This window comes from Stenotrophomonas sp. CC22-02 (assembly GCF_004365115.1).
Classification (GTDB): Bacteria; Pseudomonadota; Gammaproteobacteria; order Xanthomonadales; family Xanthomonadaceae; genus Stenotrophomonas; species Stenotrophomonas forensis.
The window spans coordinates 522172-538089 of sequence record NZ_SOCO01000001.1 but is presented as its reverse complement, the minus strand read 5'-3'; the positions used below and the strand labels follow the sequence as shown (position 1 = coordinate 538089).

Below are 15918 nucleotides of genomic sequence, written 5' to 3'. Positions count from 1 at the left end.
GCCCTCAGAAGCGATGATCGACAGTGAATTCGACGCGCCGGTCCGCACCCAACAACCACTGCGTACTGGTGTAGTACGCGGTGGCGTAGTACGCCTTGTCGAACACATTGAACATGCGTGCCGACAACCGCGTGCGCGGTGTCGTCTGCCAGGTCAGTGCCAGGTCGGTGGTGCTGTAGCCCGGCAGCTCCAGCGTGTTGGCATTGTCGGCATAGCGCTTGCCGACGTAGCGCGCGCCACCTGCCAGGGTCCAGTCGGGCAGGAACTGCCAGCTCAACCACACGTTGACCAGGCGTTCGGCCACATTCGGCGGCACGTTGCCGTCGCGCGAGACCAGCACCGGCGGCGTCCCCGTGGTTTCCAGGAAGTCCTCGAACTCGGCCTTCAGCACCGTCGCGTTGGCATCCAGTGACCAGTGCGGCGCGAAGTTCCAGTTCAACGAGGCCTCGATGCCCCTGGAGGTCTGCGCGCCCACCTGCACCCGGCGGTCGGGCTGCAGCGGGTCACGGCTGAGCAGACCGGTCTTGCGGATGCGGTAGGCGGCCAGCGTCCACTCGCCGCCATCGAACGCCTGCTTCATGCCCACCTCGAACTGCCGGCCCTTGGCCAGATCGAACGCCCCGTTGGCCGGGCTGATCATCAGCAGGCCGCTGACCGGGTCCGCCGCCTGCGAATACTGCGCGTACAGGCTCAGCGTCGGGCGCAGCGCAAACACCGTGCCCGCACGCCACCCGGTGCTGCTGTAGGTCTTCGAGAACGCACGCTGGCCGCTTATCAGATCGGTGCGATCGATGTCGGCACGATCGTGGCGCAGTCCACCCAGTACCGACCAGCGCTCACTCACTGCCAACCGGTCCTCCACGAACAGCGCGTACTGCTCGGCGCGGTTGCGGTAGCGCGGCAGGTTTGGCGCATCGCTGACGAACGTGCCGGGCACCGGATGGAACGGATCGACCGGGCCCGAACTGCCCGCATAGGTGTTGTTGGTGTGCTTGAAGTGCGCACGGTTGGCATCCAGCCCCACCGCGAAGCTGTTCGCCAGGCCGCCCACCTCACCCTGCACGCGCAGCGTCGAGGTCAGCCCGGTCTGGTCCTGGTTGTGGGTGATCTGGGTGTTGCCGGACCGATCAACCAGACCGGTGCGTGGGTTGTAGACATAGGCCTCGGCATTGCGCCAGTCGCGCTGGCTGTCGATCTGGTAGACGCGGGTTCGCCATTCCACGTTCGCGGTGGGCGTCCACAGCGCGTCGAGCTGGGTCCAGCGATCACGGAAGCGGATCTGGCTGTCTTCCACGTTGTAGTTGCGGTGGCGCAGCGCGTCCAGCTGGCGACCGTCGACCAGCGGCGTGCCGAAGTAGCGCATCGGCTGCTGCTGGCCCTGCGCATGGGTGAGCGTCAGCTGCAGGTCATCGCGTGGCTGCCACAGCAGCGCACCGGAGAAGGTGGCGTCACTGTTGCGCCCGCGGTCGACCCACCCCGCGCTGTAATTGCCACTCACGTCCAGCCGGTACGCCAGCGCCGGAGTCAGCGCGCCGCCGCTGCCGAATCCGAGACGTGCGGTGTCCTCACTGCCGACAGTCACGCTGACTTCGTTCTCGATGACGCCGCGCGAGGGCTTCTTCGGCACGATGTTGATGACGCCGCCGATCGCACCGTCGCCATGGATCACCGAAGCCGGTCCGCGCAGCACTTCGATGCGCTCGATCGACCAGGTATCGAACGGGAAGGTGATGCCCACGCCGCCGTACTGGCGCAACCCGTCATACAACCGCATCACCGACGCCCCATCGGTGAAACCACGGCTGGACAGCGCGCTCAGGCCGTTGCCGGGGTGCGGCATGGCGCTGATCGCACCTGCGCGGCTGATCGCATCATTGAGGTTGGTATCGCCGCGCTGCTCCAGCTGGTCGCGGCTGATGACGGTGAGCGCGGCCGGCGTCTGCAGCACGCTCAGGCCCAGCGCGGAACCCGCGCTGGCGGTGGAAGACAGTTCACTGCTGCGGGTGTCGACCACGCGCACGGTATCCAGCGTGGTGGGAGGCACCGCCTCGGCGGCAGGGGCAGGCGCCGCCTGCAGAAGCAAGGTGCACAGCGCAGGCAGCAGCGCCCGGCGCAGGCGCGCGGAGTTGGGGTAGGTTTTCATTGGGTCACGGCATGCAAGGCCACCCCGCATTGCAGGGCAGCAATCAGAAAGGATAAGCACGCGCGTGCGGGCGCCGGCCGTGGCCGGCAACCTCATGGCAGGAAGATCACTGCAGCGCGCGTGCGGCTCAGGCAGCCCTGAGGACCGGTGGCCCACGCGCTCCCAGGGTGCCGCTGATCCGGTGCGGCAGGGCCTGCACCGCACCGCGCAACGCGCGGCAGACCGGTGTCATCGGCGCCAACAGCAGCAACGCGGCCACCAGCAGGGTGATCATCCGTGCGGCGATCAGGCAGTAATCGCAGTCCACGCCCATCTCATGGTCGGCATGGGGGTCGGCAGCAGGCTTCGGTGCCGCTTCGCCGTGCTGCATCGCCATCGCATGATGGTCGTGGTGGCCCTCCACCGCATGCGGTGCGTGCAGGCTGTGGTCCATCGCCGCCACCGTTGCGCTGGCCGCAACGTGGCCATGCGCCAGCCAGCGGCTCATCAGCGGGGCGAGCAGCACCAGCAGCATGGCAAGCCATGCCAGGGCCTGGAACCGGCGGTGGAGAACAGAACGGCGCACGCCGCCATTCTACGGGGCCTCGCCCAACCTTGGACCACGTTCAGGGTTGCTGCACAGGCGGTGCGACGTTATGACGCAGCCCCTGTCGTGCAGCGCGCTGCGTGCTCCGATGGGGACGGAAGGCGACCACTCCGGCCCCTTCCGTCCGCACGCGGCAACGCTAGAACCGGGCGGGCTGCCGCACCGCGCGTTCCAGGAACATGACGCCCGCCTGCAGGCTGTGGCGGGCGTTCTCCAACCAGCGCTCCGGATCGGCGACCGCGAATCGCTCCTGCGCATCCATGTCACCCGAATCGGCCAGGTCGGCCAACTGCAGATGGATGTGGTGCTCCACCAGGCTCACCAGCACGGCGAGCTCGGCCGACACTCCGGCGATGCGTTCGGTGAATCCAGCGTCGTTGCTGTTCAGAGACATGTCCCCTGTTCCTATGCGTTGCGGTGTTGATGGATGGCTTCGTAGCGCTCGGCACAGGCAGGCCCACAGAACAGCCTGGCCGGATCGTTGTCGAAGTCTTCGCTGCAGTCCGGGTTGTGGCATTCCCCAATGGGTGTGAGAGGGGCAACAGTGCGGGCCCGCGTTGCGTGCTGGGCCAATGCCTGTTGCAGATGGCGCGCTTCCAGTTCCTGCGCTTCGTCGATGGTGTCCGTCATGCCAGCTATATTTTATCGGGGGGTGGTCGCACCGATTGAGAACGCCACAACGGCGCTGGACGAGACACGTCCGTGATCGGATCGGCGTGCGTTGTTGCAGTGGATTTCAGGCATGCAGGCTCCTTGTGCATGGGCGCCCGAGAGGGCGGAGGGCGAGTCGGAAGGCCGTCTCTGACGGCGACGGCATCATCGGAAAAACGGTTCTCGCCAACTGCGACACGCCGCCGCAGAAGCGACAATCTGCGAAGGTCATCGCAGATCCCCCGAGCACCCACGTGCATCGGCAAGGCCGGGGATGCAAGGTGTTGCAAGGTGTTGCAAAAGAGAAGTCGTTCCGACACCATGGCCGCATCACCGCCTCCCCTCTGCGGCTGACCCTGCCGCGTCGGCCGGTCGCCACGTGCACTGCGCCCGGCATGAATCACGCTGCGCATCGACAGGCTGCGGTGAACCGGACCACGCTTCAAGGGGCTTCGCCGAATGCACACATCGCACCCAGCGCAGGACGCCGTTCCTGCGTTCCTGCAGGTCATGCACGCACACGGCATCGTGCCGGACGCACGCGGCCGCGAGGCACTCAATGCCGACGGCACACTGGTGCGCTTCCATGTGCAGGGTGATCGGCCCGGCACTCGCAATGGGTGGGCCGTACTGTTCGGTGACCAGGTGCCGGCTGGCGAGTTCGGCAGCTGGCGTACCGGCACCCGTCATGCCTGGTGCGCGAAGTCACCCGGCACGCTCAGCGCCGCCGAACAGCGCGCCATCCGCCACCGCCAGGAGGCGGCCCGTGCCGAACGCGAGCAGCAGCAGCGCGAACGCGAGGAGGCCGCCGCCAAGGCCGCCAACGTCCTGTGGAACCGCGCCGTACCGGCGGACGGCAGCCATCCCTATCTGGTGCGCAAGGGCATCCCTGCGCATGGCCTGCGGGTGGCGCCGTGGCCGGTACGCGACAGCGACGGCCTGGTCTTCCGCCACATCGACAACGCGCTGCTGGTGCCGGTGATGAATGCAGCCGGTCGGATCGTCTCGCTGCAGGCGATCTTTCCGCGCATGGAGCCGGCACTGGGGCGCGACAAGGACTTCCTGTCCGGTGGCCGCAAACAGGGATGCTTCCATGTCATCGGCAAGCCGCTCGCTGCGCAGCCGATCGCCATCGCCGAGGGCTATGCCACCGCGGCATCCATCCACCAGGCCACCGGTTGGTGCGTGGTGGTCGCCTGGGATGCCGGCAACCTCGCCGCGGTCGCCCGCGCCTGGCGCAACGCCGTGCCCGACGGTGTGTTCGTGCTCTGCGCGGACAACGATCAATGGACCCGGCAACCCGTGGACAATCCCGGCGTCACCCAGGCAACGCGCGCCGCCGCAGAGATCGATGCACGCGTGGCATGGCCCGAGTTCTCCGCAGTGCACGGTGACAGTGACCGCCCCACCGACTTCAACGACCTGCATCTGCGCGAAGGGCTGGAGGCGGTCCGCGCCCAGCTCCTGCCGCCGCCAGCCGCCGTCGCGGAAGATGACATGGCCGGCGACGTCGCACCTTCGGCAGCCAGCACGAGCTATCAGGTGCCCGGCAACCTGTCCGCGTTCGATGCCTTCACGCCCTTTCCCGATACCAGCGCGCGCGGCCGCCCATTGCCCACCGCGCGCAATCTGGCCGAACTGTGCCGGCGCACCGGCGTGACCGTGCGCTACAACGTCATCCGCAAGGACCTGGAGATCCTGGTGCCGGGCCTGCAGAGCACGGTGGACAATGCCAAGGAAGTGGCTGCCGGTGAAGTGATGGACTGCATGCACCGCGCTGGCATGACCACCGCCAGCTTCGAGACCAACCTGTGCCAGGTGGCCGAAGCCAACCCCTACAATCCGGTCGCCAGCTGGATCACCTCACGCCCGTGGGATGGCCAGTCCCGCCTGCAGGCCTTCTTCGATACGGTGCAGGAAGCTCAGCCCACGCGCATGGCCGACGGGCGCATCCTGAAGGAAGTACTGATGCGACGCTGGCTGGTCTCCGGCGTGGCGGCGGCCTTTGAACCGGATGGCGTGGTGGCGCGAGGGGTGCTGACGTTCGTCTCGAAACAGAATCTGGGCAAGACACGCTGGGCCCGGCAGCTGGCACCGGCCGAGCTGCAGCTGATCGCCGACGGCGTGGTGCTCGATCCGGCCAACAAGGACAGCATCAAGCAGGTCATCTCCAAGTGGATCGTCGAACTGGGTGAAGTAGATGCCACCTTCCGCCGCACCGATATCGCCGCGCTGAAATCGTTCATCTCGCGCAGCCATGATGAGATCCGCCGTCCGTACGCGCGCAACGAGTCGCGCTACGCGCGCCGGACCATCCTGTTTGCCAGTGTCAATGACGAGCGCTTCCTGCGAGACGCGACCGGCAACACCCGCTGGTGGACCGTGCATGCCGTGGCACTGGGCGAACCGGCGCGCATCGACATGCAGCAGGTGTGGGCCGAGGCCCATGCGCTGTACTGCAACGGCGAGACCTGGCACCTGTCCGGTGACGAGCTGGATGCGCTGAATGCCACCAACAGCGAGCACGAGCCGATCTCGCCGATCGCCGAACTGATCGACCGCCGCTTCGACTGGTCGCTGCCGACCGAGCACTGGAACGCACACTACCGCGCCACCGAGATCGTCATTGCCGCGGGCATCGACAAACCGAACCGCCGCGACGTCAACGAGGCCGCCGCCTATGTGGTCAAGCGCCATGGCGTACGCACCCGCGTGGTCGGCAAGGAGCGGGCCAAGGTCTGGCTGATGCCGCCGCGCAGGCTCAATCTCGGCGAGCAGGCGGCAGGCCCGTTCTGATGCTGGGCGCCCACGGGGTGTGCATTGGAGGGGCGCGCGGCCCAACGGCCGCACCAATCAAGATACAAGTAGATGAAAGGTGTTGACTAGAAGGGCCCACGGAGGCAAGATGCCTGTATCGGCCACGCCACCTTCCAGGAGCGCTTCCGTCATGCCTCGTCCCCAACTGCATGCCTTCGAAGGCGAACAGCTGACCGTGCGGCAGATCCACCAGCGGGTACCGGTGCTGTCCGAACGGACCATCCGCGATCACCTTGCCGCCGGCCGCCGTACCCGCACCGCCATGCTGTGCTTTGACCCTGTCGCGGCTGCCGCCCGCGGGGGCCGCATCACCCAGCGCCTGCTGCGCGCGCGCGGTGCTGCCGGTCGCGATTCCTGACCGCCGCTGCCCACCGTCTTCTTCCAGGAGTAGATTCCGCATGATCCCCGCCTCCTTCGACAGCGGCCATCGCATGATCGCCGACACCCTGGCCGCATTCCGTGCCGGCCCCACCCTGCGGCGCACTCCGCTGCGGCCCGCCCCGCAGGCAGCGGGTCCGCTCTACATCGGCATCGCCGGCGCCACGCATGCGGGCAAGGACACCCTGGCCAATGGACTGGCTTCGGCGCTGGCGCTGCCCTGCGACGGCTTTGCGGCGCCGCTGCGGCAGCTGGCGGGACACACCCCACGGCACCTGATGCAGACCGCCGGGATCGAATGGGAACGTGATTGCATCCTCCCCGAGCTGCGGGTGCGCGCGTTGTTCGCACGCCTGCCTGCAGGCGGACTGGTGCCGGATGTGCGCTTCGCCGATGAAGCCCGCGCGATCCGCCGCCGTGGCGGTGTCGTGATCCGCGTCAGGCGTCCGGGCCATGACAACGAACAGGGCTTGCCGGACCATCTGGTCGACATCGAAGTAACCAATGACGGCACCGCGGCCGATCTGGTGCGCAGGACGCTGGACCAGCTGCTGTCGCGCGGCGTGATCTGAGCACGGCGCACCATCGCGTGCCACCGCTTTCCGCCCATCCAAGCGCAGGTCGCGACCCATCATCGGCGAAAATGATGTAAGGTCGCCCCATCACCGACGACACCTGTCGTCACCCTGCATCCCCCAACCATTTTCGCAGAGAGGAAACGCCATGGAGGTCGAACAGTTCACGTCGACGCGCCTGAAGGCCATCGAATTGTTCAAGTCCCAGCCCAAGGGTGGCAAGGACATCGTGAGCCTGGACGCGATCTTCATCTCGCTGTGCTCGCTGGCCCAGGCCGGCGATGGCAGCTCGACGCAGGCCCGTACCGTGGCCCGCCCCGGCAGGCAGCAGCCGCCCGCGCCGTGGTTCACCGAAACCCTGGCCGCCCTGAAGGGCAAGGGTGAGTCGATCACCGTGGCGCGCTTCCTGATGTTCGCCAACCGCTTTCCGGTCAAGCGCATGGACCAGGTCAATGCGGCGCGCTGGCTGCGCGACGCCGGCTACATTCCACGCAAGACCGGCGGCAACCTGGTGTTCGACCTTTGACCCAGCCCCACCTGCAGTCCTGAAGCCCCGGCATCGTCCGGGGCTTTTTTTTTCCGTGCCTGCGCCCGGACATGAGGGCGGCCAACGAGGGCCATCCTCACCCCATACCTGCCGTATTCCCTTGACCTGCCTCTGTTTCCACACGGTGAGGACAGCGAGTACAGAAATACGGAAAACAGCCGCGTCAACGACGAGCCGGCAAGAGCCGCCACAGGCATCCGCAGCGCCGTCCTCACCGGTGCTCAGGCTCACTGAATACCTTCAGCACGCAATTTCGAAAGTAGATGAAAGGTGTTGACCAGAAGAGCGGGAGGGCAACAGTGGAGATCAATGCCACTGACGACACCCCTCATGAACGCCCTGCCCGACAGCATCCAGACCCTCGCCGAGGTCATCGGCGAATCCGCAGCCCTCACGCTGGTGCGTGCATGGCCGCCAACCACTTCCAGCACCACCGGCCGCCACCGCGTCATCGTCTACGTGCCGTCCACCCTGCCCGACCAGCACCGGCTGATCGACATCCTCGGCTACGACGTCGCCCAGCGGCTGGTCGCGCACTTCGGTGGCGAGCTGCTGTTCCTGGCCTCCTGCTTCGCTGCCGGCGCGCAGCAGCGCCGCGAACGCATCGCACGTGCCGTTGCCAGCGGCATGCCACGCGACCACGTGGCGCGTGAGTTCGGTGTCTCGCAGACCACCATCAAGCGCGCCCTGCGCGATGCCCGCTCCGCGCCACCGCCTGCGGTCCATCCGGCCCTGCTCAAGGGATACGCACGCGCATGAACGAGAGCGACCTGCTGGCCGGCGTACCCGACTGGGCCAAATACCTGGGCGGTACCTCCGGCGTACTGATCGCGGTGTCGCTGTGGCTGCGCCAATGGCTGTCGTCGGCCAAGGTCGACCGCACCGCCGATGAAGCCACCAGCAACACCCTGCGCACCCTGCAGGAGCAGCTCGCCGCCGAGCGCACCCGCGCCGATGGCCTGATGCACGAACGCGAGGCGATGGCGCAGGAGATCGGGCAACTGCGTGGCGAGGTCAACGCGCTGCGTGCACAGATCGCCCAGCAGAGCGTGCAGATAGACGCGCTGCTGGCACTGGTGCGCAAGCAGCCGGAGGCGGCCGCATGACCGCCGCCGCAGCCAGCGCCCTCGGTGGTGCCAACGTGGCCGCGTTCCTCGACATGCTGGCGGTGTCCGAGGGTACCGACATTCCCGGCCAGCGCTCACGGGACCGCGGCTACGACGTGATCGTCGGTGGCCAGCTGTTCGACACCTACCGCGACCATCCCCGCGTCCTGGTGTCTCTGCCGCGCTATGGCATCAAATCCAGCGCTGCCGGCCGCTACCAGTTCCTGCGCAGCACCTGGGACGACCTGCGCGCACGCCTGGGCCTGCCCGACTTCGGCCCGGTCTCGCAGGATCGCGCCGCCGTCGCCCTGCTCAAGCAATGCGGTGCCTACGAGCTGGTCCGGCTGGGACGTTTCGACGCCGCCGTCAGCGCGGCACGGCGCATCTGGGCATCGCTGCCGGGCGCCGGGTACGGGCAGAAGGAACAGGCACTGGAGACCTTGCGCGCAGCCTATCGCGCCGCGGGTGGCGCCCTGGCATGACGCCACTCGCGCTGAGGCTGCGCATCGGCCTGCTGCTGCTCGTCGGCAGTCATGCCGGCTGCGCCTGGCTGGGATGGACCCTGCGGGACCGCAGCGCGGACCTCGCCGTTGCCAGCGCCGAGGCCGCACAGCAGGCATCCCGCGCTGATACGGCGCAGGCCGCACATCAGCAGGACCTCGCCAATGCCCGGGCCGGCGCGCGGGCCGAATCGCAGCGCCTGGCCACGCAGGCCAGACGCACCCAGCAGTTCAACGCCCTGCAACGGGATATCGACACCCATGCCAAGACTCCTGGCCGCGATCGCGGCAATGCTGATGCTGAGTTCGTGCGCATCTGGCGCCAAGCCAATGCCGGCGGCGCACTGCCGCATTGACCTCGCCATCGCCCCGGCACAACTGCGTGTCGCGCCCGCGCTGCCCGACCTCGATGGCGCCGATGACGAAGCATTGCTGCGCAATCACGTCGAGGTCGCACGTCGGTACCACGCGCTCGCCGATCAGCTGCACGCGCTGCTGTGCAGCCTCGGTGGCCAGCGCGGCATCACGCTCAATGGTGCGCACCCCCTGATGCCTGCGGGCTGTGACAGCGGCGTTGCTCCCCCGCGTGCCGCGACCACGCGCTGATCCGGCTGCGCGCGGCCACGCCTGCAATGCCGCGCAACGGCGGTGATGGCAACACTGGCCAGGCCCTTTTTCCATTCAATGCACGAGCTGACATGGCAACCGACACCTCTCCTCCACCGCTGGATGCATTGCTTGCCGCCATCGCAGCGGCCATCCGTGCACGCTTCCCGGACTACGCAACCGTCGAGTTCCATCGGGAGGCCGGCACCGAAGGCATGGCGACGCCCGCGTGCCTGCTGGGGATGACCCGCTGCGACCGTAGCAAGGACGCCACCGACGGCAGTGGGCTGATGCAGGCCCTGCTGCGTTTCGAGGCGCGCGTTGTTCTGGCGGCGGGCGCGCCCGGCGTTGCACTGCAGCTGCGCAACACTGCCGTCGCCCTGGCCACGTGGCTGCACCAGCTCGGCCGCTTTCCCGGCGTGCCCAGCGGCGCGATCGACGTGATCGCCGCATTGCCTGAAGACACCGCCACGGCGCTGCCAGGGCTGCGCAGCTGGATCGTCGAATGGTCGCTGCCGGTGGCACTGGGCAGCAACGCCTGGGAAGAGACCGGCGGCGTGGTACCACGCGCCAGTTTCAGCTTCGCGCCCGAGATCGGCCGCGCCCATGAGCCACGCTACCAGCCGCTGCCGGAGCACGCGCCATGAGCGCCGAGCACGCACGGCTGATCGGCAACCTGTTGATGATCGGCGTCGTGCGCGAGCTCGACGAAGCCGCAGCGCGCGTACGTGTCGATGCCGACGGCATGCTCACCGACTGGATTCCCTGGCTGGAGCGACGTGCCGGGCCGGGCGTACGCAGCTGGTGCGCGCCCGAGCCGGGCGAGCAGGTGGTGCTGGCCTGTCCCTATGGCGATCCCGGCCAGGCGCTGGTGCTGGGCAGCCTGTACCAGGACCGCTTCGCCGCACCGGCCGACTCGCGCCTGCGGCAGCGTACCCAGTACGCCGACGGCAGCATCGTCGAGTACGACCAGGAAACCACCACGCTGAGCGTCAACGTCGGCAGCGGCAAGGTCATCGTGAACTGCGCAAGTGCGCAGGTGATCGCCAGCGAATCGGTGTTGCTCGATACACCGTCGATCAAGGCCACCGGCGACCTGGACGTGACCGGTGCGATCACCGCCGGCAAGGACATCAGCACCCCGGGCGAGATCAAGGCCGGCGCCATCGGCCTGAAGACCCACAAGCACACCGCGCAGGGCCCCACCGCACCGACCACGCCGGCCCAGGCCTGACCGGCCACGCCTGCAATGCCCTGAAAACCTGCACTCCACGACGATAGAGACCATGCGAGGAATCGACGCCAACACCGGCAAATCCCTGGATGGGCTGGCCCATCTGCACCAATCCGTGCGTGACATTCTCACCACGCCCCTTGGCTCCCGCGTACTGCGCCGCGAGTACGGCTCACGCGTGTTCGAACTGATCGATGCGCCCACCAATCGCTCGCTGCGCATGGACCTGATTGCCGCCACCGTCGACGCCCTGGCGCGATGGGAACCGCGGCTCCACGTCGAGAACGTCGACGTCTCCCTCCCCGCCCCCGGCGTGATGATCCTGGCAGTCACCGGCATCCATCTACCCGACGGGCAGGCCATCACCATCGAAGGAATCGAGGTTCGCTAACCGTGGCATCCGGCTCGTTCACCAGTGTCAATCTGTCCCAGCTGCCTGCCCCGGCGGTCATCGAAGTGCTCGATTTCGAAGCCATGTTCGATGAATCGCTGACCGCGCTGCAGTCCCTGGATCCCACCTTCGACGCGCTGCTGCCGTCGGACCCGGCATTCAAGATCCTGGAGGTCTGCACCTACCTGCGCCTGCTCGACCGCCAACGCGTCAACGACGCCGCGCGCGGCGTGATGCTGGCCTATGCCGGCGGCAGCGACCTGGACCATCTCGCTGCGATCTTCGGCATCGCGCGCCAGGTGCTGGACCCGGGCAAGCCGCAGGAGGGTATCGCGCCACGCTACGAGAGCGATGATGATTTCCGCCGCCGTATCCAGCTGGGTCCGGAAGGCTTCAGTGTGGCCGGGCCGGAAGGTGCTTATGTATTCCATGCACTCAGCGCCGACCCGCGGGTACTCGATGCGAGTGCGACCAGCCCCACGCCAGGCGAGGTCGTGGTCTCGGTACTGTCGCGCGAGGCCGATGGCACCGCCACCCAGGGCCTGCTCGACATCGTCGAGGCGAAGCTGGGTGCCGATGACGTACGTCCGCTGACCGATCACGTGCTGGTGAAGCCGGCCACGATCGTCAACTACGCGGTCGAGGCTGCGCTGTTCACCTTCGCCGGCCCGGACTCGCAGGTGGTGCTGGCCGAGGCGCGCAGCCGCCTCGATCGCTACATCAGCGAATCGCATCGCCTCGGCCGTGACGTCACCCGTTCGGGCCTGTTCGCGGCACTGCACGCCGAGGGCGTACAGCGTGTGGAGATCATCCGCCCGGCGGCCGACGTGGTGGTGGATCGCACCCAGGCCACGCATTGCACCGGCGTGACCCTGACCCATGGCGGCACCGATGAATGAGCCCAGCACGCGCCTGATCAATGCGCGCCTGCGCGGCGCGATCGATGGCCGTAACCGCACCTTCCGCCACCCCGGTGGCGCGCTGGCGACGCTGCAGGCGGTGTACCGCACCAACGCGCAAGGACGGCAGCCACTGCAGGGCGGCGCCATCGAGGGCAGCGTGGTGACCCTGGCCGCTGCACCGGTACCCGGCGAGAGCATCGAGGGTGATGCCCAGGTGGTGGTGCCGTCGGCGGTGAACCTGCTGCCCGCCAACGCCACCCGTGCCGAGCGCGCGCTTGCCCGCGCCAGCGTGGCGCGCCCGCTGCCGGTGGACATCACCGCACTGTGGGACGCCGACCGCTGCCCGACCGCACTGCTGCCCTGGCTGGCCTGGGCACTGTCGGTGGATGAGTGGAAGGCCTATTGGCCCGAAGCGGTGAAGCGCGCCCGGGTGCGCACGGCCATCGCCATCCAGCGCCGCAAGGGCACCGCCGGCAGTGTGCGCGATGTGGTCGCTGCATTCGGTGGCTCGGTGCTGATCCGCGAATGGTGGCAGCTGCAGCCCAAGGGACCGCCGCACACCTTCGAAGCGGTGATGACCATCGCCAACCAGGGCGGCCAGGCCGCCACGGCGATGTTCGTCGAAGACGTCATCGGCGAGATCAGCCGGACCAAGCCGGTGCGATCGCACTTCACCTTCACCCAGGGCATGCAGGCCGACGCCGCCGTCGGCGCCCTTGCAGCCGCCCACGCCACGGCCTTCCGCCGCCTTCAACTGATCGGAGAGTAACCCCCGCATGCGCTTGAAAATCACCGATGCCGGCTTCGCCAGGCTGGTCAACCCGCCGAATACCGGCACCAACGCCGTCCTGATCACGCAGATTGGTTTGACGTCCACTGCCTTCACTCCATCGGCAGGGCTTACCGCGCTGCCAGGCGAAATCAAACGCGTCGCCAGCTTCGGCGGCCAGGCGGTGGGCGATGACACCGTGCACGTCACCATCCGCGACGACAGCGCAACGGCCTATACGCTGCGGGGGTTCGGCCTGTACCTGGCCGACGGCACGTTGTTCGCCACGTATGGCCAAGCCGATCCGATCATGGAAAAGTCGGCCGCCTCGATGCTACTGCTGGCCACCGATACGCGCTTCGCCGAGGTGGACACCGCACTGATCCAGTTCGGTGACGCCGGCTTCATCTATCCGCCCGCCACCACCGAGGTCGTGGGTGTGGTCGAACTGGCCACCGCCACCGAGGCGGAAGACGCTGCGGACACACAACGCGCGGTCACCCCGCGAGGCCTGCGCGCGTATACCGACAAGCGCTTCGGCGCCAGCGCCCCCACCGCACTGGCAAAGACGCTGTTGTCGGCTGCGAGCACCACGGCAGCCCGCACCGCGCTGGAGCTGAAGAGTGCCGCACTGAAGGACATCGGGCATGGCAACGGCCTGGACGCCGACACCCTGGACGGCAAGCATGCCTCCGAGTTCGCCCTGGCCGGCGACTTCGCCACGGTGGGCCACAAGCATGTAATTGCTGACGTGACCGGGCTGCAGTCGGCCCTGGATGGCAAGGCATCCAGGGGGGGCAACACATTCACCGACCAGCAGTTCATCAGCGGCAGCTATCCGCTGGTGGGTTTCGGCGCCGCAGGTGCTGAGCAATCGTTCATCGGCGGCTGGAGCAACTCCAGCCTGTGGCGCGTATGGAGCGCTGACCGCAGCGCCAGCAGCGAGATCACCATCAAGCATGGCGACTCGCCGCGTTGGAACGGTTCGGCAATGTGGCATGCCGGCAACTTCGCGCCGGAATCGAAGATGGACAAGACCGGCGGGACGTTCACCGGACACGTCGGCGTGAATGGAAACTCGCTTCGCTCCTATGGCTGGAATGGTGTGGCCAACGATGGCGTACTCGTGTTGGGCGACGCCAACTCGTACATCTTCAAGAACGGTACGAGCTTCACCTTTGCGAATTCTGCAGGCGGCTATACCACCACGCTCAGTGCTGGCGGCCAGATCTGGACCAGTGGAAACTTTGATCCGGCAAGCAAGATAAACAAGGCCGGCGACACTGTGTCCGGTGCACTGCGCATCAATGCCTATCTGTATGCCCAGGCAGCTGCAGGACACAATCTGATCCGATTCATCAGCAATGGGGCGGGGAACACCGTGCTCCAATCAGTGAATCCGGCAGAAAATGCCTTTGCACCACTGGAGCTGACCGGTTCCAGCGTGTCCATAGCCGGACCCGCCTCGTTCAACGAAACCGTCACCGCAGCTGGCTCGGTCATCAGTGCTGGCGGCTGCGTTCGAACCAACGCGGGTACCGGTGCACTTGCCGGCTACGTCGCGTTCCATCGCACTGACGGAACACGCATGGGGTACGTAGGCTGGGGTGATGGCAATCGGATTCAGTACTCAGCGGAGAATGGGTTCACTGGCCATGCCTTCATCGGCAGCGTATCTGCCACGGGAGGATACGACGTTGGCTCTTCGCGCAAGCTGAAGAACATCGAAGGCACGCTCCCCTACGGCCTGGCGGCTGTCGAGCGGATGGAACTGGCAGCCGGCCACTACAAGCCCGAGTACAACGATGACGGCCGTCGTCGCCTGTTCTTCGTGGCCGAGCAGCTCGCCGAACTGGTGCCGGAAGCGGTCGACCTGGAAGGCGTCGAGTTCCAGGGCGAGCGCGTGGCATCGGTCAAGCTCGACCAGCTGCTGCCGGTCCTGGCCAAGGCCATCCAGGAGCTGTCGGCCGAGGTTCGCGCCCTGAAGGCGGAGCGTTGATATGGCCAGTGGCTATCGCTCCGGCGGCACGGATTTCGATGACCTGTTCGATCCCTATGTAGAGGGTCCGCTGGCACAGGATTCGGGCCGCCGCGTCGGCGGCACCGACCTGAGCCGCCGCTACGCCCACATCCAGTACGGCAGCAAGCGTGCGGACGTCGGGCATCGCATCGGCGGCATGGACGTGTCGAACCTGTGGGCGGCCCGGGGCACCGCGCAGTACGACGCGGTCACCATCCCCAACCCGAGCATCGGCGGCTCGTCCTATGCCGGCGCTGCGCCCAATGGACACGCGGCCTTCAGCTTCAAGTCCAACGGCATGGTGCAGACGTGGACGAACAACCCCAACGGCGTCACCCGCACCTTCGGTCCATGGCTCATCCGTGGTATCGCGAGCAACTTCGAGATCCGCTACACCAAGGTCGAAGGCAATGCGAATCCTTCCGGAACGGGTGCCTGGTTGAATCTCGGTACCGATCGCTACTGCGGATTCGACGTTGTCTACGGCAGCGCGGGCTGCAGCCTCATCGTCGAGATTCGCCGGGCCAGCACCGGCGTCGTCCTGGCGCGCGAAGACCAGGTCTACATGAGCGCATCGCACTCGCGTGGTGACACCGGACCCATCATGGAATGACGCCGCGGCCACGATTGCAATTATCGCCAGCGCCGCCTTCTCCGAACATTACCCCGTCGCCTGCACACGCCGGCACACAC

20 protein-coding genes are annotated in these 15918 nt (G+C 67.2%); 16 read left to right on the top strand and 4 right to left on the bottom strand.

Annotated features, from left to right (window positions below):
• Positions 1 to 4: 4 nt before the first annotated feature.
• The 4 genes from N440_RS02570 to N440_RS02555 form a co-directional block, all read right to left on the bottom strand.
• The gene (locus N440_RS02570; RefSeq protein ID WP_133933974.1) at positions 5 to 2143 is read right to left on the bottom strand and encodes a TonB-dependent receptor; all 2139 of its coding nucleotides are present in this window, start codon (positions 2141 to 2143) and stop codon (positions 5 to 7) included.
• Positions 2144 to 2270: 127 nt separating this feature from the next.
• Positions 2271 to 2657, bottom strand: coding sequence for a DUF2946 family protein (locus N440_RS02565; RefSeq protein WP_133935959.1), 387 nt, complete (start codon positions 2655 to 2657; stop codon positions 2271 to 2273).
• A 211-nt stretch (positions 2658 to 2868) separates the two neighbouring features.
• Positions 2869 to 3123, bottom strand: coding sequence for a hypothetical protein (locus tag N440_RS02560; protein ID WP_049457600.1), 255 nt, complete (start codon positions 3121 to 3123; stop codon positions 2869 to 2871).
• Between the two features lie 11 nt (positions 3124 to 3134).
• On the bottom strand, positions 3135 to 3359 hold the full coding sequence (locus tag N440_RS02555; RefSeq protein ID WP_080375926.1) for a hypothetical protein: 225 nt from the start codon (positions 3357 to 3359) through the stop codon (positions 3135 to 3137).
• Between the two features lie 480 nt (positions 3360 to 3839).
• Between N440_RS02555 and N440_RS02550 the strand changes: the two genes are divergently transcribed.
• From N440_RS02550 to N440_RS02475, 16 genes are all read left to right on the top strand, one after another.
• A complete protein-coding gene (locus tag N440_RS02550) occupies positions 3840 to 6176 on the top strand; it encodes a VapE domain-containing protein (protein ID WP_133933973.1) in 2337 nt (778 codons plus the stop codon).
• Positions 6177 to 6327: 151 nt separating this feature from the next.
• Entirely contained in the window at positions 6328 to 6555 is a 228-nt protein-coding gene (locus tag N440_RS02545) for a hypothetical protein (protein WP_008268745.1), read from the top strand.
• A 40-nt stretch (positions 6556 to 6595) separates the two neighbouring features.
• The gene (locus N440_RS02540) at positions 6596 to 7147 is read left to right on the top strand and encodes a hypothetical protein (protein ID WP_133933972.1); all 552 of its coding nucleotides are present in this window, start codon (positions 6596 to 6598) and stop codon (positions 7145 to 7147) included.
• 151 nt (positions 7148 to 7298) lie between these two features.
• Entirely contained in the window at positions 7299 to 7676 is a 378-nt protein-coding gene (locus N440_RS02535; RefSeq protein ID WP_133933971.1) for a hypothetical protein, read from the top strand.
• A gap of 351 nt (positions 7677 to 8027) precedes the next feature.
• Positions 8028 to 8456, top strand: a complete 429-nt coding sequence (locus tag N440_RS02530) for a Mor transcription activator family protein (RefSeq protein WP_230078891.1) — start codon at positions 8028 to 8030, stop codon at positions 8454 to 8456.
• Positions 8453 to 8803 carry a hypothetical protein gene (locus N440_RS02525; protein WP_004154677.1) on the top strand — a complete coding sequence of 117 codons (351 nt, stop codon included), beginning with the start codon at positions 8453 to 8455 and terminating at the stop codon, positions 8801 to 8803. The genes N440_RS02530 and N440_RS02525 overlap by 4 nt, the downstream gene beginning before the upstream one ends.
• Positions 8800 to 9285 carry a glycoside hydrolase family 104 protein gene (locus N440_RS02520; RefSeq protein ID WP_133933970.1) on the top strand — a complete coding sequence of 162 codons (486 nt, stop codon included), beginning with the start codon at positions 8800 to 8802 and terminating at the stop codon, positions 9283 to 9285. The genes N440_RS02525 and N440_RS02520 overlap by 4 nt, the downstream gene beginning before the upstream one ends.
• Positions 9282 to 9659 (top strand): hypothetical protein, encoded by a 378-nt coding sequence (locus N440_RS02515; RefSeq protein ID WP_133933969.1) that lies wholly within the window; start codon positions 9282 to 9284, stop codon positions 9657 to 9659. The genes N440_RS02520 and N440_RS02515 overlap by 4 nt, the downstream gene beginning before the upstream one ends.
• Positions 9634 to 9909, top strand: coding sequence for a hypothetical protein (locus N440_RS20300; RefSeq protein WP_049457608.1), 276 nt, complete (start codon positions 9634 to 9636; stop codon positions 9907 to 9909). The genes N440_RS02515 and N440_RS20300 overlap by 26 nt, the downstream gene beginning before the upstream one ends.
• 92 nt (positions 9910 to 10001) lie before the next feature.
• Entirely contained in the window at positions 10002 to 10556 is a 555-nt protein-coding gene (locus N440_RS02505; RefSeq protein WP_133933968.1) for a hypothetical protein, read from the top strand.
• Positions 10553 to 11143, top strand: coding sequence for a phage baseplate assembly protein V (locus N440_RS02500; RefSeq protein WP_133933967.1), 591 nt, complete (start codon positions 10553 to 10555; stop codon positions 11141 to 11143). Before N440_RS02505 ends, N440_RS02500 begins: the two co-directional genes overlap by 4 nt.
• A 52-nt stretch (positions 11144 to 11195) precedes the next feature.
• A complete protein-coding gene (locus N440_RS02495; protein ID WP_049457610.1) occupies positions 11196 to 11534 on the top strand; it encodes a GPW/gp25 family protein in 339 nt (112 codons plus the stop codon).
• A 2-nt stretch (positions 11535 to 11536) separates the two neighbouring features.
• On the top strand, positions 11537 to 12433 hold the full coding sequence (locus tag N440_RS02490; protein WP_133933966.1) for a baseplate J/gp47 family protein: 897 nt from the start codon (positions 11537 to 11539) through the stop codon (positions 12431 to 12433).
• A gap of 223 nt (positions 12434 to 12656) precedes the next feature.
• Positions 12657 to 13205, top strand: a complete 549-nt coding sequence (locus N440_RS02485; RefSeq protein ID WP_243831362.1) for a phage tail protein I — start codon at positions 12657 to 12659, stop codon at positions 13203 to 13205.
• A gap of 7 nt (positions 13206 to 13212) precedes the next feature.
• Positions 13213 to 15204 (top strand): tail fiber domain-containing protein, encoded by a 1992-nt coding sequence (locus N440_RS02480; RefSeq protein ID WP_133933964.1) that lies wholly within the window; start codon positions 13213 to 13215, stop codon positions 15202 to 15204.
• Position 15205: 1 nt separating this feature from the next.
• The gene (locus N440_RS02475; RefSeq protein ID WP_133933963.1) at positions 15206 to 15838 is read left to right on the top strand and encodes a hypothetical protein; all 633 of its coding nucleotides are present in this window, start codon (positions 15206 to 15208) and stop codon (positions 15836 to 15838) included.
• Positions 15839 to 15918: the final 80 nt, after the last annotated feature.